A 19,044-nucleotide genomic window follows, 5' to 3' on the forward strand; every position below is an offset into this window, starting at 1 on the left:
AACTGCCCAAAAACGCGGAGTTTCGCGCAGCAAACAGGCATTTCTGGAGATTAGGAAAAATGGGAAAGATCATCGGTATTGACCTCGGCACCACGAACTCGTGCGTCGCCATCATGGAAGGCAACCAGGTCAAGGTCATCGAGAACTCGGAAGGCACGCGCACGACGCCGTCGATCATCGCCTACATGGACGATAACGAAGTGCTCGTCGGCGCACCGGCCAAGCGTCAGTCCGTGACCAACCCGAAGAACACGCTGTTCGCGGTGAAGCGCCTGATCGGCCGCCGTTTCGAAGAGAAGGAAGTCCAGAAGGACATCGGCCTTATGCCGTACGCGATCATCAAGGCCGACAACGGCGACGCATGGGTCGAAGCGCACGGCGAGAAGCTGGCGCCGCCGCAGGTTTCGGCGGAAGTGCTGCGCAAGATGAAGAAGACGGCCGAAGACTACCTCGGCGAGCCGGTCACGGAAGCCGTGATCACGGTGCCGGCGTACTTCAACGACAGCCAGCGTCAGGCGACCAAGGACGCCGGCCGCATCGCGGGCCTCGAAGTCAAGCGGATCATCAACGAGCCGACCGCGGCCGCGCTCGCGTTCGGCCTCGACAAGGCCGAGAAGGGCGACCGCAAGATCGCCGTGTATGACCTCGGCGGCGGCACGTTCGACGTGTCGATCATCGAGATCGCGGACGTCGACGGCGAAATGCAGTTCGAAGTGCTGTCGACCAACGGCGACACGTTCCTCGGCGGCGAAGACTTCGACCAGCGCATCATCGATTACATCATCGGCGAGTTCAAGAAGGAGCAGGGCGTCGACCTGTCGAAGGACGTGCTCGCGCTGCAGCGCCTGAAGGAAGCCGCTGAAAAGGCGAAGATCGAGCTGTCGTCGAGCCAGCAGACCGAAATCAACCTGCCGTACATCACGGCCGACGCATCGGGTCCGAAGCACCTGAACCTGAAGATCACCCGCGCGAAGCTGGAAGCGCTGGTCGAGGATCTGGTCGAGCGCACGATCGAACCGTGCCGCATCGCGATCAAGGACGCCGGTGTCAAGGTGTCGGACATCGACGACGTGATCCTGGTCGGCGGCCAGACCCGCATGCCGAAGGTGCAGGAGAAGGTGAAGGAGTTCTTCGGCAAGGATCCGCGCCGTGACGTGAACCCGGACGAAGCCGTCGCAGTCGGCGCGGCGATCCAGGGCCAGGTGCTGTCGGGCGACCGCAAGGACGTGCTGCTGCTCGACGTGACCCCGCTGTCGCTCGGCATCGAGACGCTCGGCGGCGTGATGACGAAGATGATCAACAAGAACACGACGATCCCGACGAAACACGCACAGGTGTATTCGACGGCAGACGACAACCAGTCGGCCGTGACGATCAAGGTGTTCCAGGGCGAACGCGAGATGGCGGCAGGCAACAAGCTGCTCGGCGAGTTCAACCTCGAAGGCATCCCGCCGTCGCCGCGCGGCGTGCCGCAGATCGAAGTGACCTTCGACATCGACGCGAACGGCATCCTGCACGTTGGCGCGAAGGACAAGGCGACCGGCAAGGAAAACAAGATCACGATCAAGGCGAACTCGGGCCTGTCCGACGCTGAAATCGACCAGATGATCAAGGACGCGGAAGCGAACGCAGCGGAAGACCACAAGCTGCGCGAGCTGGCCGATTCGCGCAACCAGGGCGACGCGCTGGTCCACAGCACGAAGAAGGCGCTCACCGAGTACGGCGACAAGCTGGACGCGGGCGAGAAGGAAAAGATCGAAGCGGCGCTGAAGTCGCTCGAGGACGTGCTGAAGGATACGTCGGCCGACAAGGCGGCGATCGACGCGAAGGTCGAGGAACTCGGTCAGGCTTCGCAGAAGCTCGGCGAAAAGATGTACGCCGACATGCAGGCGCAGCAGGCCGGTGCGGCCGGCGCGGCGGGTGCAGCGGAAGGCGCGGCCCATGCGGGCGGTGCGCAGCAGGCTGCGGACGACGTCGTCGACGCCGAGTTCAAGGAAGTGAAGAAGGACTAAGCCGGGTTGCCATGGCACCGCACGCCGCGCGCGACACGCGCGCGGCGCGGCTGAACAGCGGTCTGTCTTTCCTTCCGGATGGCCGGATCGACTCCACGCCTGGCGGGCTTCGCGGCCCTCCGGGCACATTTGTTTTTTGGCGGGTGCTGCGCGAGCCGTCCGCGGACGGCGCAGCGCCAGACGAGTCGAGAGACTTTACTGCGGGCGAAAGGAGCCGCCGCGTGCGTGACGCGCGACGGCACAGCGAATCGATATGGCGAAACGGGATTACTACGAGGTTCTGGGCGTCGCGAAGAATGCGAGCGACGACGAAATCAAGAAGGCGTATCGCAAGCTTGCGATGAAGTATCACCCTGACCGCAATCCGGACAGCAAGGATGCGGAAGAGCATTTCAAGGAAGTGAAGGAAGCCTATGAAATGCTGTCGGACGACCAGAAGCGCGCGGCGTACGACCAGTACGGCCATGCGGGCGTCGATCCGAACATGGGTGGTGCGGGCGGACAGGGTTTCGGCGGCTTCGCGGATGCGTTCGGCGACATCTTCGGCGACATCTTCGGTCAGGCCGCGGGCGGTGCCGCGCGTGGTGGCCGCGGCGGTCCGCAGGTGTATCGCGGTGCCGACCTGCGCTACAGCATGGAAATCACGCTCGAGCAGGCCGCGCACGGCTACGACACGCAGATCCGCGTGCCGAGCTGGGTGTCGTGCGAAGTCTGTCACGGGTCGGGCGCGAAGCCCGGCACGAAGCCGGAAACCTGCCCGACTTGCCACGGCCAGGGCACGGTGCGCATGTCGCAGGGCTTCTTCAGCATCCAGCAGACCTGCCCGAAGTGTCACGGCACCGGCACCTACATTCCCGAGCCGTGCGCGCACTGCCACGGGTCGGGCAAGGTGAAGGAAACCAAGACGCTCGAAGTGAAGATCCCGGCCGGCATCGACGACGGGATGCGGATCCGCTCGGCCGGCAACGGCGAGCCGGGCATCAACGGCGGGCCGCCGGGCGACCTGTACGTCGAGATCCACATCAAGCCGCACTCGGTGTTCGAGCGCGACGGCGACGATCTCCACTGCCAGATGCCGATTCCGTTCACGACCGCCGCGCTCGGCGGCGAGATCGAGGTGCCGACGCTGGCCGGCCGTGCGACGTTCCCGGTGCCGGAAGGCACGCAGTCGGGCAAGACGTTCCGCCTGCGCGGCAAGGGGATCAAGGGTTTGCGTTCGAGCATCGCGGGCGATCTGTACGTACACGTGCAGGTCGAGACGCCCGTGAAGCTGACCGACCAGCAGCGCGACCTGCTCAAGCAGTTCGAGAAGTCGCTGGCCGAGGGCGGTGCGCGTCACAGCCCGCAGAGCAAGAGCTGGTTCGACCGGGTGAAAAGCTTCTTCGAGTAACGGCATGACTGAAGGCAACGAGAGCGCGTCGTTCGCGCTCTTGGACGATTGCGACTCGACCGCGTCCGCGCGGTCGAGTCGTTTGTATTCCGGTTTCGTGCGCGAACGCGTGTGCACGGATCCGGCACGGCTCGACGAGCTCGATGCGGCGGTGGCGCAGGATCTGCGCGACGGGCTGCATGCGGTCGTCGTCGGCGATTACGAATTCGGACGCAATCTTGAAAGAGCGCAGCCGGGCCATGCCCCGCTGCGCTTTTTGCTGTATGCGCGCTGCGAGCGCCTGTCGCGCGACGAAGTCGACGCGTGGCTCGCGCAGCAGGACGGCGGCGGCCCGCCGTCGATCGCGGGCGTCGCGCATGTTGCGAAGAGCGTGTCGCGCGACGCGTTCGACGCGGCGATCGCCGCGGTGCACGACGCGCTGCGCGCGGGCGATTCGTACCAGATCAACTACACGTACCGGCTGAATTTCGACATGTTCGGCACGCCGCTCGCGCTGTACCGGCGGCTGCGCGCGCGTCAGCCGGTGCGTTATGGCGCGCTGATCGCGCTGCCCGACGGTGCGTGGGTCGTGTCGTGCTCGCCGGAGCTGTTCGTCGAGAAGCACGGCGACGTGCTGCGCGCGCGGCCGATGAAAGGCACGGCGCCGCGCTCGGCCGATCCGCGCGACGACGCGGCGGCCGCCGCGTTCCTCGCGAACGATCCGAAGAACCGCGCGGAAAACGTGATGATCGTCGACCTGCTGCGCAACGACGTGTCGCGGATCGCGCGCACGGGCACGGTCAGGGTGCCGGCGCTGTTCTCGGTCGAGCCGTACGCATCGGTATGGCAGATGACGTCGACGGTCGAGGCCGGCTGGCGCGACGGCACCACGTTCGCGCAGATGCTGCGCGCGCTGTTTCCGTGCGGATCGATCACCGGTGCGCCGAAGCACAAGACGATGGAACTGATCGACGCGATCGAGTCGACGCCGCGCGGGCTCTATACGGGCGCGATCGGCTGGCTCGACGCACCGACGGAACGCGCATCGGCAGGCGATGCGTCGCCCGACGATGCGGCCGGCTGCGGCGATTTCTGCCTGTCGGTCGCGATCCGGACGCTGACGCTCGAGACGGTCGATGTCGATGCCGCCGCAACGATCGACACGCGTGACGCGGCAACGGCCGCCGCCGGCCGGCGGCGCGGCACGATGGGTGTCGGCGCGGGCATCGTGCTCGACAGCGTCGCCGCCGACGAATATGCGGAGTGCGAATTGAAAGCGCGATTCCTGACCGACGCCGATCCCGGCTTCCAGTTGTTCGAAACCACCGCCGCGACGCGTGCGGACGGCATCCGGCATCTCGAGCGCCATCTCGCGCGGCTGCGGCGCAGCGCGGACGCATTCGGCTTCCGCCTCGACACCGATGCGTTGCGCGGCGAGATCGACGCGCGCTGCGCGGCGCTCGACGGCGACGGTCCGTACCGGATGAAGCTCGCGCTCGCGAAGGATGGCACGGTCGACATCACGACCGCGACGCTGAAACCGCTGCCCGCCGGGCCGGTCGGCGTGATGCTTGCGTCCGCGCACGGCTTCGCACCGACCCGCACGGACGACACGCTGCTGCTGCACAAGACGACGCGCCGTGCCGAATACGACCGCGCATGGCAGGCGGCGGAGGCGCTTGGCGGCTTCGACATGCTGTTCGTCAACGAGCGCGGCGAGGTGACGGAAGGCGGCCGTTCGAACCTGTTCGTGAAGCTCGGCGGCCGGTGGGTGACCCCGCCGCTGTCGAGCGGCGTGCTGCCGGGCGTGATGCGCGGCGTGCTGCTCGACGACCGCACATTCGGCGCCGAGGAGCGCGTCGTCAAGCTCGACGATCTGGCGCGCGCCGAGGCGCTGCTGCTGACCAATGCACTGCGCGGCGCGCTCGATGCGGTATTGAAATGACGCGATGAACGACGGGGCCGCGTGCCGGAAGAACTGGCACCGCTGACCTTCGGCAACACGGCATCCAAAGAAAAAGCGCGGCGCCCCGCAAAGGGTGCCGCGCTTTTTTCGTATCGAACGGGCGCCGGCCGCGCGTCAGAACGAGTGTTCCGGGCCCGGGAACGAGCCGTCCTTCACCGCGCTCACGTACGCCTCGACGGCCGCCTGGATGTTCGGCTGGCCCTGCATGAAATCCTTCACGAAACGCGGGCGCTTGCCGGGGAAAATGCCGAGCATGTCGTGCAGCACCAGCACCTGGCCCGAGCACTCGAGGCCCGCGCCGATGCCGATCGTCGGGATCTTCAGCATGTGCGTGACTTCGGACGCGACGAGCGTCGGCACCGCTTCGAGCACCACGAGCTGCGCGCCCGCATCCTCGACCGCGCGCGCATCGCGCAGCAGCTGCGCGGCGCCGGCTTCCGTGCGGCCCTGCACCTTGAAGCCGCCGAACGCGTGAACCGACTGCGGCGTGAGGCCGAGGTGCGCGCATACCGGCACCGAGCGTTCGACGAGGAAGCGGATCGTGTCGGCGAGCCATTCGCCGCCTTCGAGCTTGACCATCTGCGCGCCGGCGCGCATCAGCGTGACCGCGTTTGCGAACGCTTCTGCCGGCGTGCCGTACGTGCCGAACGGCAAATCGGCAACGACGAGCGCGCGCGGCTGCGCACGCGCGACGCATGCTGTGTGGTACGCGATGTCGTCGATCGACACGGGGAGCGTGGTGGTGTGGCCCTGCAGCACGTTGCCGAGCGAGTCGCCGATCAGCAGCACGTCGGTGCCGGCGCGATCGAGCAGCGCGGAAAAGCTCGCGTCGTAGCAGGTGAGCATCGCGATCTTCTCGCCGGCTTCGCGCATTGCCTGCAGCTTGGGCACAGTGACGGCAGGCCGGCTCGATTCCTGGAGATAGGTCATGGGAAATCCGGTTCGATGGAGGGGGAACGACGGGCGAGGACGCGTCAGCGCGTCGTTTCGCCCTTGACGAAGAATTCCTTGCGGCCGCGCATCGTGTCGATGCGCTCGATCAGCAGCGCGAGGTCTTCGGGGGAATCTTGCGGGTTCAGGTGTTCGGCTGCGACCGTGAGCACCGGCGTGCGGTCGTAGTGATAGAAGAATTCGTTGTACGCATCGACGAGCGAGCGCAGGTACGCGTCGCTGATCTGCAACTCCATCGGCAGCCCGCGCTTCTGGATGCGCGAGAACAGCACTTCGGGGCTCGCCTGCAGGTAGACGACGAGATCGGGCGCGGGGGCCTGCGGAACGTCGAGGTGCGTCGCGATCGACCGGTACAACTGCCATTCGTCTTCCGGCAGGTTCAGCCGCGCGAAGATGTCGTTCTTCTGCGGCATGAAATCGGCGACGACGGGCCGGCCCGTATCGAGCGCGCCGACCAGTTCGCGCGCCTGCTGCGCGCGCTGCAGCGCGAACGACAGCTGCGCGGGCAGCGCGTAGCGCGCGGTGTCGCGATAGAAGCGTTCGAGGAACGGGTTGTCCTGCGGGCGCTCGAGCAGTGTCTGCATCGACCAGCGCTCGGCGAACAGGCGCGCGAGCGTCGTCTTGCCGACGCCGATCGGCCCTTCGATCACCAGATAGCGATGCGGGGCGCGCAGGTCGGGCGCGGTGACGGTCAGCGGAGTGATGTTCATCGGCAGCGGTTCTTGTCGGCGTCAGCGCCGGCGGCAAGGGCCTTCTGCATCAGGCACTGACAGGTCTGCACCTTCTCGACGCGCTGATCCGCGACGGAGGCGAGGTACGCATCGGCGCGGCCGCGCGCGGGGATGTCGAGCGCGGGCTCGATCTCGACGAGCGGCACGAGCGCGAATGCGCGATCGGTGAGGCGCGGATGCGGGACGATCAGGTCGGGTTCGTCGATCGAATCCGTACCGAACAGCAGGATGTCGAGGTCGAGCGTGCGCGGCGCGTTGCGATACGGGCGCTCGCGCCCGAAGTGATGTTCGATCTTCTGGCAGAGCGCGAGCAACTCACGGGCCGACAGCGTCGTATCGAGCTTGACGACGCAATTGTAGTAATCGTCGCCGCCCGCTTCGAAGGGCGCCGTGCGATACAGGCTCGATTTGCCGAGGATCGAGATGGTGCGCTGCTGCGCGAGGCACACCACCGCGTCCTTCAGGGTCTGGCGCGCATCGCCGAGATTCGCCCCCAGTCCGATATATGCAACCGTCATGGCATCACTTCCTACGTCGTTCGCCGGCGAGCGCGTCAGTCGTCGGAACCGCCCGCGGTGTCCGGCGCCTGCTCGGCGGCGCCTTCGCCCGGCTTGCGGTTTCGCGCACCGCCGCGGCGGCGCCGCTTGCGGGGCGATTTTTCCTTCGAGCCGCCCTGCGTGAGGAGTGCCTCGCGCGCGGCCGCGTCGCCTTCGATGAAATCCGTCCACCACTGTCCGACTTCCGCATCGAGCTCGCCGGATTCGCAGCGTAACAGGAGGAAATCATACCCCGCTCTAAACCTTTGGTGTTCCAGCAGCCGCATCGCGCTGCGGCCCGAGCGCTTTTCGAGGCGCAGCTGCAGGCCCCAGATCTCGCGCATGTCGGCCGAGTAGCGCTTGTGGATCGCGAGTTTCTCGGTCTGCATGTCGATCACGTCGTCCATCGCGCGATGGAGCGCCGGCACCGGGAATTCGCCTTCCGCCGAGTATTGCTCGAAGCGCTGGCGCATGTCGTGCCACAGCAGCGTCGCGAACAGGAAGCCCGGCGACACCGTCTTGCCGGCGCGCACGCGCGCGTCGGTGTTGTTCAGCGCGAGCGTGATGAACTTCTCGCCCTGCGGTTGTTCGAGCACGACGTCGAGGAGCGGCAGCAACCCGTGGTGCAGGCCTTCCTTGCGCAGCTGCTTCAGGCATGCGAGCGCGTGGCCCGACAGCAGCAGCTTCAGCATTTCGTCGAACAGGCGCGCGGCCGGCACGTTGTTGATCAGGTCGGCGAGCGCGTTGATCGGCTCGCGCGTGTGCGGCTCGATCTCGAAGCCGAGCTTCGCCGCGAAACGCACGACGCGCAGCATCCGCACCGGATCCTCGCGATAGCGCGTGGTCGGGTCGCCGATCATCCGCAGCAGACGGGCGCGCATGTCGGCCATCCCGTCGTGGTAGTCGAGCACCGTCTGCGTCGACGGGTCGTAATACATCGCGTTGATCGTGAAGTCGCGGCGCGCGGCGTCTTCGTGCTGTTCGCCCCACACGTTGTCGCGCAGCACGCGGCCGCTGGCGTCCACCGCATGCGTGCGGCGATCGAGTTCGTCGCGCTTCAGGCGCTTCGGCGGCTCGGCCGCGGCGGCTTCGGGCGGGGCGTCGACCAGGGCGCGGAACGTCGACACCTCGATCAGTTCCTGGCCGAACTGCACGTGGACGATCTGGAAGCGGCGGCCGATCAGGCGCGCGCGGCGGAACAGGCGCTGCACCTCGGTCGGCGTCGCGTCGGTCGCGACGTCGAAGTCCTTCGGTGCGATGCCGAGCAGCAGGTCGCGCACCGCGCCGCCGACGATGAACGCGCGAAAGCCCGCCTGCTGCAGCGTGTCGGTCACGCGTACGGCATTGCGCGAGATCAGCGACGGATCGATCTGATGCACGCTGGCCGGCACGACGGTCGGTTCGTGATTGCTGCGCGGCTTCCTGGCGGCGCCGCCGCGGCTACCCTTCGCGGGGCGCTGGGCAGGGGCCGTATCGGCGGCGGGCGCCTCGACGGGCGACGTTTGTTCGGCGCCGTCGTGGCCGAGCAGCTTGCGAATGAATTTTTTGATCACGACGTTCAGAAGAGATCGAGGATGCGCCAGCCGCGGTCGCTTGCATGCGCACGCAGCGTGTCGTCGGGGTTGGTCGCGATCGGGTCGGTGACTTTCTCGAGCAACGGGATGTCGTTGTGCGAGTCGCTGTAGAAGTAGCTGTGTTCGAAGTCGTCCCAGTGCTTGCCGAGCGACGCGAGCCACGCTTCGGTGCGCACGATCTTGCCTTCGCGATAGCTCGGCGTGCCGGTCGGCCGGCCCGTGTACGGCGAGTCGGGGTGCCCGTCGGTCGTTTCGACCTCGCACGCGATCAGCGTGTCGACGCCGAACGCGGTCGCGATCGGACGCGTGATGAACTCGTTGGTCGCGGTCACGACGCAGCACAGGTCGCCGGCATCGATGTGCTTGCGGACGAGTTCGAGCGCGGCGGGCGTCATCGCGGGGCGGATCACCTCGTGCATGTACTGCTCGTGCCATTCGGCGAGCTGCGCGCGCGAGTACTTCGCGAGTGGCGTGAGCATCGCGCACAGGTACGCATGGATGTCGAGCTTGCCGGCCTTGTAGTCGGCGAAGAACTGATCGTTCTGACGCGAGAAGCTTTCCGCGTCGACGATGCCGAGCTTCACCATGAAGCGGCCCCATTCGTGGTCGCTATCGGTCGGGATCAGCGTGTGATCGAGGTCAAAGAGTGCCAGATTAGTCATGGATGCGCATTTTACTCGAAGCGGTTCGGGCCTGTGCCCGGTGGTGCGATGTCGTCGCCGGGGCGGGCCAGCATCCGGCGCAGCAGCGGCAGCGTGACGGCGCGCTTCTGCTCGAGCGAGAAGCGGTCGAGCGCGTCGAGCAGCGCCATCAGGCTCGGCATGTCGCGGCGGAAATGGGTCAGCAGGTAGGCGGCGATGTCGTCGGTGAGCGCGATCCCGCGCTCCTTCGCCGCGAGCTTCAGCACGGCGATCTTGCCGGCGTCGGACGGCGGCGACAGGTGAAACACGAGCCCCCAGCCGAGGCGCGTGCGCAGATCTTCGCGCACGTCTAGCGCGAGCGGCGCCGCGGGGCCCGCCGCGACGAACGCGCTCGACGGGTGCGCGCGGACCTCGTTGAACAGGTTGAACAGCGCGACCTGCTGCGTGTCGCTCATCCGGTCGCAGTCGTCGATCGCGTAGATGCCGATGCGCGGGTCGAACGTGAATGCGCCGAGCGGGCTTTGCGGCGTCAGGTAGCGCGCGTAGCCGTACGACGCGTCGCTCACGAGCGCCTGCAGCAGGTGGGTGCGGCCGCTGCCGGGCTCGCCCCAGATATAGAACGACCGGTCCGGAACGGGCCCCGCCGCGAGCGCGAGGTCGAGCTTTTGGAGCCGCGAGATGAGCTCGTCGTTCTCCTCATTCATGATGAAGTTGTCGAACGTGGCGGGCGGCGGCGTGCCGAGATCGAGCGTCAGTTGACGGGACACAACAGTCACAATGCGGGTCGGTTGATGAAACGCGCGCCGTACGCCGGGCACGCGCGGGGGGCTGCTCCGGTGCCTGCACACGCGGCCGCACGCACGGCGGCGCGCGGGTTTCGGCGCGGCTCGCGTGGCGATGAAAACGGGGACGTGTCGACCAAGATGCAATCCCTGACGATTCGGTGCTGGGAATTCCGGCCAACGGGCCGGCTTCGGGTAAAATCGCATTTTACCGACCTTCTCGCATTCCCCCATGAATCCTCCGAAATCCGCTCCCGACGCTCAGGGTCTGTCCTACCGCGACGCAGGCGTCGACATCGACGCAGGCGACGCGCTCATCGACAAGATCAAGCCTTTTGCGAAGAAAACCCTGCGCGACGGCGTGCTCGGCGGCATCGGCGGGTTCGGCGCGCTGTTCGAAGTGCCGAAGAAGTACAAGGAGCCCGTGCTCGTGTCGGGCACCGACGGCGTGGGCACCAAGCTCAAGCTGGCCTTTCATCTGAACAAACACGACACCGTCGGCCAGGACCTGGTGGCGATGAGCGTGAACGACATCCTCGTGCAGGGTGCCGAGCCGCTGTTCTTCCTCGACTACTTCGCGTGCGGCAAGCTCGATGTCGACACGGCCGCAACGGTCGTCAAGGGCATCGCGCACGGCTGCGAACTGTCGGGCTGCGCGCTGATCGGCGGCGAGACGGCCGAAATGCCGGGCATGTACCCGGACGGCGAATACGATCTGGCCGGTTTCGCGGTCGGTGCGGTCGAGAAGAGCAAGATCATCGACGGCAGCACGATCGCCGAAGGCGACGTGGTGCTCGGCCTTGCCTCGAGCGGCATCCACTCGAACGGCTTCTCGCTCGTGCGCAAGATCATCGAGCGCGCGAACCCCGACCTGTCCGCCGATTTCCACGGCCGTTCGCTGGCCGACACGCTGATGGCGCCCACGCGCATCTACGTGAAGCCGCTGCTCGCGCTGATGCAGAAGCTGTCGGTGAAGGGCATGGCCCACATCACCGGTGGCGGCCTCGTCGAGAACATTCCGCGCGTGCTGCGCGAAGGCCTCACGGCCGAGCTCGACCAGAACGCGTGGCCGCTGCCGCCGCTGTTCAAGTGGCTGCAGGAGCACGGCGGCGTCGCCGACGCCGAAATGCACCGCGTGTTCAACTGCGGGATCGGGATGGCCGTGATCGTCGCGGCGGCCGATGCCGACGCAGCGATCGCCGACCTGACGGCCGCCGGCGAGCAGGTATGGAAGATCGGCACCGTGCGTGCAAGCCGTGAAGGCGAGGCGCAGACGGTCGTGGTCTGACGCACCGCACGCAAGATGCAGCAAGGAAAGCCGCCCGGAGTCGATCCGGGCGGCTTTTTTTTCGGTTCTTCGAGGATTACCGGAGGACGCGACGCGAATCTCCGGGGAGAAGGACTCCCCGTCCGGATATCCTTAAGCCCGACGCTCGACGACCTTGATGGCGTTGTTGATGCTTCCAGCCATGGCCAGTTCAGCCATCAACCGAAGCCGAAGCGGATGATGAAGCTGCGTGTGCCAGCGTCACGGCCTGTTCGCGCGCAACCTCTCTGCCCGCATGATCGACTTCAGGTCCAAACAGCGTTTTCTCGACGATGATCGATTCGATGTCGGTGATACCGATGAAGCGCAGCCACGCTTCAAGAAACGGCCGCTGAAAGTCGAACGACTCGGCGGGCGTGCTCGATTGCCTCGAATAGTCGAGGCCTCTCGCGTAGATCACGACTGCTTTCTTGCCGTTCAGCAATCCCGCTAACCCACGCTCGTCGAATGAGAAGAGCAGGCCGCGGTGGGACACGGCGTCGATGAAATGCTTGAGCTTGTATGGGATGGAGAAATTCCACAGCGGCACGGAGAACAGCAGCGTATCCGCGTCGTGCAGCCGCTGCGCGAGCTGCCGGAAACCTGCCCACGCTTGTTGCTGGCCTTCACTGAGCGGCGTGCCGCTCAAGTCCGCGTATTTGGCATCGAGCGCATCGCCGTCGAGTTCCGGCAATGGCGTCGCCCAGAGGTCGAGCACGTCGACCCGATGCTCCGGATGCGCGTCGCGCCAGGCTTCCAGATACGCGTGCGCAACGTCGCGTGATGCGGACCGCGACTTGCGCGGAGAAGATTCGATATGCAGCAAGGTCGACATGAAACGGCTCCTGACGGGTTGACGGCCCTCATCAGAACATAGTTCGATTCGAAATATAAACGAAGTATCATCGCGATATTCAGTAGCATTCGCACTGTATTGCGGGGCATCTCATGTTCGATACCGTTTTGCTGCGCTCTTTCGTGGCCGTCGTCCAGGAAGGCGGATTCACGCATGCCGCGGCCCGTCTGAATCTGACGCAGTCCGCCGTCAGCGCGCATCTTCGGCGCCTGGAAAAACAGATCGGCCGTGACCTGCTCGTGCGCACCACGCGCTCGGTCACGCTCACGGTGGACGGCGAACTGCTGCTGGGTTACGCGCGCGCCATCCTCGCGCTCAATCAGGACGCGCGGGCGCAACTGCTGCGCGAACCGAGTGCGGGCACGATCCGCGTGGGTCTGTCGGAAGACCTCGCCAATGTCAGGCTGATGCATGTGATGCAGGCGTTTGCCGCGCGGTACCCGCGCATCGCGTTCAGCATCCGGGTCGGTATTCCGGGCGAACTGCTCCAGGCGCTGGATCACGGTGAGCTGGATGTGGTGATGGGTGGACGCTGTCACGGCGGGCCCACCGGACGCGTGCTGTGGCGCGAGCCGCTTGTGTGGGCCGGTGCGGATTGGGCGCCGCTCACGCCGGGTGTACCGGTTCCGATTGCGCTTCTGCCGGAACCGTGCCCGTATCGCGAGGCCTCGCTGGCAGCACTGGCCCGCGCGGGCGTGGATTACCGGATCGTGCTCGTGTGCCCGAGCGGCGCCGGCCTGTGCGCTGCCGCGCACGCGGGCTTTGCGGTGACGCCAATCGTGCACACACAACTGGCGCACGGCTTGCGTGCGATCCCCCCGGATGCCGGCCTGCCGGCGCTGCCCGATGTCGAGTTCACGATGTTCGCGGCCCCGGGTGCGTCGGACAGGGTTGTTGATGAACTGGGCAACGCGATCGTGCTGGCATTCGCGCACAACGGATGACCGCGGTCATCGCGGCGACAGAGTCGGGATCTTCGCGGCCAGAGGCACACGCATCGTCATCGGTTCACGAAATTCCACGAAGAACTTCTTTCTGGGGCAGGGCCGATGCGGGCCGATGGGGCCCCGTTAGCGATCCTCGATACGGCCGTCCAGCACGCGCTCGAGCGCGTCAACCGCGCGGTCGGTCGAATCCGGCGCGACGCAGTCGACGACGATCCGCTCGGGCATTGCGCGCAGCCACGTGATCTGCCGTTTGCACAGCTGGCGCGTCGCGAAGATGCCTTTGTCGCGCATGGTCCGGTAATCGGTGTCGCCGTCGAGGAATTCCCATGCCTGCCGGTAGCCGACGCAGCGCATCGACGGCAGGCCGAGATGCAGATCCTCGCGGCGGCGCAGCCGTTCGACTTCGTCGATGAAGCCGGCGTCGAGCATCGCGTCGAAACGTTGTGCGATGCGCGCGTGCAGCACCGCGCGGTCCGACGGCTCGAGCGCCACCGGGACGAAGCGGTACGCGGCGGCTGCATCGTCCGCGCGACGCGGCGCGGCGAGCAGCGCCGACATTGGTTGCCCGCTCAGCAGGAACACTTCGAGCGCGCGCTGGATCCGCTGCGAATCGTTCGGCGCGAGCCGTGCAGCCGTCGCCGGGTCGACTTGCGCGAGCCGCGCATGGAGTGCCGGCCAGCCGTCGCGCGCGGCGTCGGCATCGAGCTCGGCGCGCACGGCCGGATCGGCGGTCGGCAGATCGTTGAGGCCCTGCGTCAGCGCCTTGTAGTACAGCATCGTGCCGCCCGCGAGCAGCGGTGTGCGGCCGCGCGCGGTGATCTCGCCGATCACGCGCAGCGCGTCCGCGCGGAATTCGGCCGCCGAATAGGCGTCGGCCGGGTCGATGATGTCGATCAGGTGGTGCGGCACGCTCGCGCGCTCGTCGCGCGTCGGTTTCGCGGTGCCGATATCCATGTCGCGGTAGACGAGCGCCGAATCGACGCTGACGATCTCGATCGGACGGCGCGCGGCAAGCGCCAGCGCCGCGGCCGTCTTGCCCGATGCGGTGGGGCCGAGCAGGCAGGCGATCGTCGTTGGGCGGGACTGCGGTGAAGCGTTCATTGGCCGCGCATGAAGAGACGGTCGAGATCGTTCAGCGTGAGCTGATACCACGTCGGCCGGCCGTGATTGCACTGGTCCGCGCGTTCGGTCGCTTCCATCTGGCGCAGCAGCGCGTTCATCTCGTCGAGCGTCAGGCGCCGGTTCGCGCGCACCGCGTGGTGACACGCGAGCGTGCCGAGCAGCTCGTGCTGGCGCTCGGTGAGCACGCGCGAGCCGCCGAATGCGTGCAGGTCGGCGAGCACCGCGCGCGCGAGCGACTGCAGGTCGGCGTCCTTCAGCAGCGCGGGCACCGCGCGGATCGCGAGCGTCGTCGGCGACAGCACCGCGAGGTCGAAGCCGAGCGATTCGAGCGTGTCGCGTTCTTCCTCGACCGTGCCGATCTCGACCGGCGTCGCCGTCATCGATATCGGCAGCAGCAGCGATTGCACCGCGACTGTGCGGTCGGCGAGCGCGTTCTTGAACTGTTCGTAGAGGATCCGTTCGTGCGCGGCGTGCATGTCGACGATCACGAGGCCGTGCGCGTTCTGCGCGAGCACGTAAATCCCGTGGATCTGGCCGAGCGCGAAGCCGAGCGGCTGCTCGTCGTGTACGGCGGCGCCAAGCGGCGACGCGGCGAAGCCCGGCAGCGGCGCGACTGGCGCATTGGCCGCATCCGCCGAATCGCGCGCGACGATCGTCGTGCCGTCCGGTGTGCCCGCACCCGTGTCCTTGCGGCCGAACAGCGCATCGTAGAGCGCGAGCGGTTGCGCGACCGGCAGCGTGCCCTGCGTCATGCGTGCCTGGCGCATCCACGTGTTGCCCGACGACGACGATGACGGCGGCGACGAGAAGCCGCTACCGCCCGTGCCGGTGGCCGCACCCTGGCCGAGCGGTGTATTCAGGAACGACGCGGGGCCGCTCGGCGCCGGCGAGAGTTGCGCGGCATGGCCGCCCGCGGTGGTTTCCGGCGACGCGCCCGCGTGGCGCGCGAGTGCGCGCTGCACCGCGTGGAACACGTACTGGTGGATCGAGCGCGAATCGCGGAACCGCACCTCGATCTTCGACGGATGCACGTTCACGTCGACGGCTTCCGGCGGCAGGTCGAGGAACAGCACGTACGACGGGTAGCGATCGCCGTGGAGGACGTCCTCGTACGCCGCGCGCACCGCGTGCGTGAGCAGCTTGTCGCGCACGAAGCGGCCGTTGACGAAGAAGTATTGCTGGTCGGCGCGGCCGCGGCTCGCGGTCGGCAGGCCCGCGCAGCCGTAGACGGCAAGCGGCCCGGCCTGCTCGTCGAGCGGCAGGTGCGCGGTCGCGAAGCCGTCGCCGAGAATCTTCGCGACCCGCAGTGCGGGCTCGGTCGCGTTCCAGTGCTCGACGGCCTTGCCGTTGTGCAGCACCGAGATCGCGACGTCCGGCCGCGCAAGCGCCGCGCGGCGGATCATTTCGAGGCAGTGGCCGAACTCGGTCTGCTCGCTTTTCAGGAACTTGCGGCGCGCGGGCGTGTTGAAGTACAGCTCGCGCACCTCGATCGTCGTGCCGACCGCGCCGGCGGCCGGCGACAGCGCGCCCGTGGTCGCGTCGATCTTCGTCGCGTGCGCGACGTCGGCCGTGCGGCTCGTGATCGACATTTCGGCGACCGACGCGATCGACGCGAGGGCTTCGCCGCGAAAACCCAGCGTCGCGACCGCCTCGAGCTCCTCGAGCGAGCGAATCTTGCTCGTCGCGTGACGCATCAGCGCGAGCGGCAGTTCGGCGGGCGGGATTCCGCAGCCGTCGTCGGTGATCGAGATGCGCTTGACGCCGCCTTCCTCGAGCACGATGCGCAGCGTCGTCGCGCCGGCGTCCATCGCGTTTTCGAGCAGCTCCTTGACGACCGACGCCGGGCGTTCGACGACCTCGCCGGCCGCGATCTGGCTGATCAGCTGGTCGGGCAGGGGCTGGATCGCGCGCAGCGGGCGCGGAGCAGGGGCGGGCGCGGCGCCCGCGGCCGTTTCGGTGATTTCGGACATGGCCGAATTATAGCGAGGCGGCGGGGGCGTGCCGGGCCGCGGCTGGTTACGTTTTTTCACGGAGCCTTAAGGTAGTTTCGGTATGATGGCTCCGTTCCGCGCCCCGCCTTGTCGGGCGGGCACTTCCGCTTTTTCGGCCGTTCCGGCCCTTTCGCCTTCGAGGAATCGCATTTGGATACGCTGCTTCATTTCGTCAACCTGGTCCTGCATATCGATGCGTTCCTCGGCGACTTCATCCGGCAGTACGGTGCGTGGGTGTATCTGGTGCTGTTCCTGATCGTGTTCTGCGAGACGGGGCTCGTCGTGCTGCCGTTCCTGCCGGGCGATTCGCTGCTGTTCATCGGCGGCGCGTTCGCGGCGACGGGCGACATGAACGTCGGCGCGCTGATCGTGCTGCTGCTGGTCGCGGCAATTGCCGGCAATACCGTGAACTACCTGATCGGCCGCTGGATCGGGCCGAAGGTGTTCAATACGCATATCCCGGTGCTCGAGCGCTTCCTCGATCGCGCGGCGCTGCAGAAGACCCACACGTTCTACGACAAGCACGGCGGCAAGACGATCGTGCTCGCGCGCTTCATCCCGGTCGTGCGCACGTTCGCGCCGTTCGTCGCCGGCGCGTCGTCTATGAGCGTCGCGCGCTTCCAGCTGTTCAACGTGATCGGCGCGCTGGTCTGGGTGTTGCTGCTGGTGCTGCTCGGCTACTTCTTCGGCAATATTCCGTTCATCCGCCAGTATCTGAACGTGATCGTGCTGGCCGGGATCGGCGCGGCGATCGTGCCGGTTGCGCTGGGCGCGCTGTGGAAGCTGGTGCGCGGGCGGCGATCGGGCGGTACGCCGAACGCGGGCGGCCACTGAGCCGAACGTTTTCGCTTCGGCGCAATAAAAAAGCGTGGCGGCTGCCACGCTTTTTTTTCGTCCGTGCGGTCCGGCCGATTGCCGAGTGGCGGTGTCGGCCGTTCCGGCTGCTCGACGCAGGCTGCTTCAGCCAGAATCCGGCGGGCCGTCGGGCGCCATCGTTCCGTCAGGTCGTGCGACGAAAGATCGGCGTTTCGGGCGTCGGGTATTGCGCGTCGCGGAACGTCTCGAGAATCACGCGATTGGTATCGCAGTACACCTGCCAGTAGTTCTCCGGCTGCGTCGACGGACGCACGAACAGCAGCGGGCCTTCCGGCGTGAACTGCAGCACGCCGACGTCCGGCGCCGGCTGGGTCAGCACGTTCGGAATCTGCTCGATCCGCGACTTCAGGCGGTTGATCGCATCGACCGCGTCCACGCCGTTCGCGATCTTGGCGGTCAGGTCGACGCGGCGATGCGGCGTCGCGCTGTAGTTCGAGATGTTGTCCGAGAAGATCTTGTTGTTGCCGACGATCGTCACGATGTTGTCGGCGGTGATGATCGTCGTGCCGAACAGACCGAGCTCCTTCACCGTGCCGGTGACGCCGCCCGCGCTGACCACGTCGCCGATCTTGAACGGCCGCAGCACCTGCATGAACACGCCGGCGGCGAAGTGGGCGAGCAGGCCGCCCCAGGCGGTGCCGATCGCGAGGCCGAGGCCGGCGAGCAGCGCGGCGAACGACGTGGTCTGCACGCCGAAGATCTGCAGGATCGCGAGGATCAGCAGGATCGTCAGCAGCACGCTGACGACGGAGGTCAGATAGTCGGTGAGCGTCGGGTCGACCTTGCCGCTGCGGCGCACGACCTTGCCGAGCAGGCGCGTGGCGATGCGGATCGCCCAGCGGCCGACGAACCACAACACGATCGCGGCGAGGAGATTGAGGCCAAAGTCGAGGCCGCGGGTCATCAGGAATTGCTGGGCGGATTCCAGGTTCGGCATGAGGGCTCCAAGACGGGTTTAAAGAACGGCCTGCGGCCGATATTCATCGCACGGTTATAACCGACCTGTGAGACCGAGACAACCGCCGCGACTGCCTGGGCGCCGGTATCGAAAACGTTTCAATCAGCGCGACGTACGTCGTTTGCCGAGACACGGACATTGTTAATTCCGGAGTGCAATCCGAGTTAATTACCACTTATTACCGTGAGATCGCGGGTGCGGACTGATCCTATGGTTTTCGGACTGAATTCGGACATGTCCTATTTCCATGCGATAATGCCGGCGTTTGGGAGACCTGCGCTGTAAGTTGCGAGAACCTGAGCGGACAGTGCGATTGCCGGAGAGGGATCGACCACCCCGATAACAGGCGCAGACGGCCGGCTGGCAAGGCCGGGCGCGGTTTTAAGACGTGCCGTCGTTTCGGTTATTTCCCATGAATTTCTGAAG

At 66.6% G+C, this 19,044-nt stretch carries 16 protein-coding genes; 6 read left to right on the plus strand and 10 right to left on the minus strand.

Annotated elements, in window-relative coordinates:
• Positions 1–59: 59 nt before the first annotated feature.
• From dnaK to WS87_RS04420, 3 genes are all read left to right on the plus strand, one after another.
• On the plus strand, positions 60–2,012 hold the full coding sequence (gene dnaK, locus WS87_RS04410; RefSeq protein WP_059535415.1) for a molecular chaperone DnaK: 1,953 nt from the start codon (positions 60–62) through the stop codon (positions 2,010–2,012).
• Positions 2,013–2,265: 253 nt separating this feature from the next.
• Positions 2,266–3,402, plus strand: coding sequence for a molecular chaperone DnaJ (gene dnaJ, locus WS87_RS04415; RefSeq protein ID WP_059820479.1), 1,137 nt, complete (start codon positions 2,266–2,268; stop codon positions 3,400–3,402).
• 4 nt (positions 3,403–3,406) lie between these two features.
• The gene (locus WS87_RS04420; protein ID WP_059820480.1) at positions 3,407–5,326 is read left to right on the plus strand and encodes a chorismate-binding protein; all 1,920 of its coding nucleotides are present in this window, start codon (positions 3,407–3,409) and stop codon (positions 5,324–5,326) included.
• Positions 5,327–5,461: 135 nt separating this feature from the next.
• Here WS87_RS04420 and panB read toward each other — a convergent pair whose 3' ends face one another.
• Genes panB through hda form a run of 6 tightly spaced genes read right to left on the minus strand, consistent with a single transcriptional unit; the run spans position 5,462 to position 10,547 of the window.
• A complete protein-coding gene (panB, locus tag WS87_RS04425) occupies positions 5,462–6,277 on the minus strand; it encodes a 3-methyl-2-oxobutanoate hydroxymethyltransferase (protein ID WP_059820481.1) in 816 nt (271 codons plus the stop codon).
• 44 nt (positions 6,278–6,321) lie between these two features.
• The gene (locus WS87_RS04430; protein WP_059820482.1) at positions 6,322–7,008 is read right to left on the minus strand and encodes a deoxynucleoside kinase; all 687 of its coding nucleotides are present in this window, start codon (positions 7,006–7,008) and stop codon (positions 6,322–6,324) included.
• Positions 7,005–7,547 carry a 2-amino-4-hydroxy-6-hydroxymethyldihydropteridine diphosphokinase gene (gene folK, locus WS87_RS04435; protein WP_059535422.1) on the minus strand — a complete coding sequence of 181 codons (543 nt, stop codon included), beginning with the start codon at positions 7,545–7,547 and terminating at the stop codon, positions 7,005–7,007. The genes WS87_RS04430 and folK overlap by 4 nt, the downstream gene beginning before the upstream one ends.
• Positions 7,548–7,582: 35 nt before the next feature.
• Positions 7,583–9,118 (minus strand): polynucleotide adenylyltransferase PcnB, encoded by a 1,536-nt coding sequence (pcnB, locus tag WS87_RS04440; protein WP_059820483.1) that lies wholly within the window; start codon positions 9,116–9,118, stop codon positions 7,583–7,585.
• A 5-nt stretch (positions 9,119–9,123) separates the two neighbouring features.
• A complete protein-coding gene (locus tag WS87_RS04445; RefSeq protein WP_059535426.1) occupies positions 9,124–9,801 on the minus strand; it encodes an HAD family hydrolase in 678 nt (225 codons plus the stop codon).
• An 11-nt stretch (positions 9,802–9,812) separates the two neighbouring features.
• Entirely contained in the window at positions 9,813–10,547 is a 735-nt protein-coding gene (gene hda / locus WS87_RS04450; protein ID WP_006760485.1) for a DnaA regulatory inactivator Hda, read from the minus strand.
• A 247-nt stretch (positions 10,548–10,794) separates the two neighbouring features.
• On the opposite strand from hda, the gene purM reads away from it, so the two are divergent.
• Positions 10,795–11,850, plus strand: a complete 1,056-nt coding sequence (gene purM / locus WS87_RS04455; RefSeq protein ID WP_059451336.1) for a phosphoribosylformylglycinamidine cyclo-ligase — start codon at positions 10,795–10,797, stop codon at positions 11,848–11,850.
• 190 nt (positions 11,851–12,040) lie between these two features.
• Here the strand turns inward: purM and WS87_RS04460 are convergent, their stop codons facing one another.
• On the minus strand, positions 12,041–12,703 hold the full coding sequence (locus WS87_RS04460; RefSeq protein WP_059820484.1) for an FMN-dependent NADH-azoreductase: 663 nt from the start codon (positions 12,701–12,703) through the stop codon (positions 12,041–12,043).
• A 113-nt stretch (positions 12,704–12,816) separates the two neighbouring features.
• Here WS87_RS04460 and WS87_RS04465 point away from each other — a divergent pair, with 113 nt between their 5' ends.
• Positions 12,817–13,668: a LysR substrate-binding domain-containing protein gene (locus WS87_RS04465; protein ID WP_059820485.1), complete on the plus strand. Its 852-nt coding sequence runs from the start codon at positions 12,817–12,819 to the stop codon at positions 13,666–13,668.
• 126 nt (positions 13,669–13,794) lie between these two features.
• Here WS87_RS04465 and miaA read toward each other — a convergent pair whose 3' ends face one another.
• Positions 13,795–14,772 carry a tRNA (adenosine(37)-N6)-dimethylallyltransferase MiaA gene (gene miaA / locus WS87_RS04470; protein ID WP_059820486.1) on the minus strand — a complete coding sequence of 326 codons (978 nt, stop codon included), beginning with the start codon at positions 14,770–14,772 and terminating at the stop codon, positions 13,795–13,797.
• Entirely contained in the window at positions 14,769–16,763 is a 1,995-nt protein-coding gene (mutL, locus tag WS87_RS04475; protein ID WP_059820487.1) for a DNA mismatch repair endonuclease MutL, read from the minus strand. Before mutL ends, miaA begins: the two co-directional genes overlap by 4 nt.
• Positions 16,764–16,934: 171 nt before the next feature.
• Here mutL and WS87_RS04480 point away from each other — a divergent pair, with 171 nt between their 5' ends.
• On the plus strand, positions 16,935–17,618 hold the full coding sequence (locus WS87_RS04480) for a DedA family protein (protein WP_059820516.1): 684 nt from the start codon (positions 16,935–16,937) through the stop codon (positions 17,616–17,618).
• Between the two features lie 166 nt (positions 17,619–17,784).
• Here WS87_RS04480 and WS87_RS04485 read toward each other — a convergent pair whose 3' ends face one another.
• Entirely contained in the window at positions 17,785–18,597 is an 813-nt protein-coding gene (locus WS87_RS04485) for a mechanosensitive ion channel family protein (RefSeq protein ID WP_059820488.1), read from the minus strand.
• Positions 18,598–19,044: the final 447 nt, after the last annotated feature.

The organism is Burkholderia sp. MSMB0856 (genome assembly GCF_001524645.2).
Lineage (GTDB): Bacteria > Pseudomonadota > Gammaproteobacteria > Burkholderiales > Burkholderiaceae > Burkholderia > Burkholderia diffusa.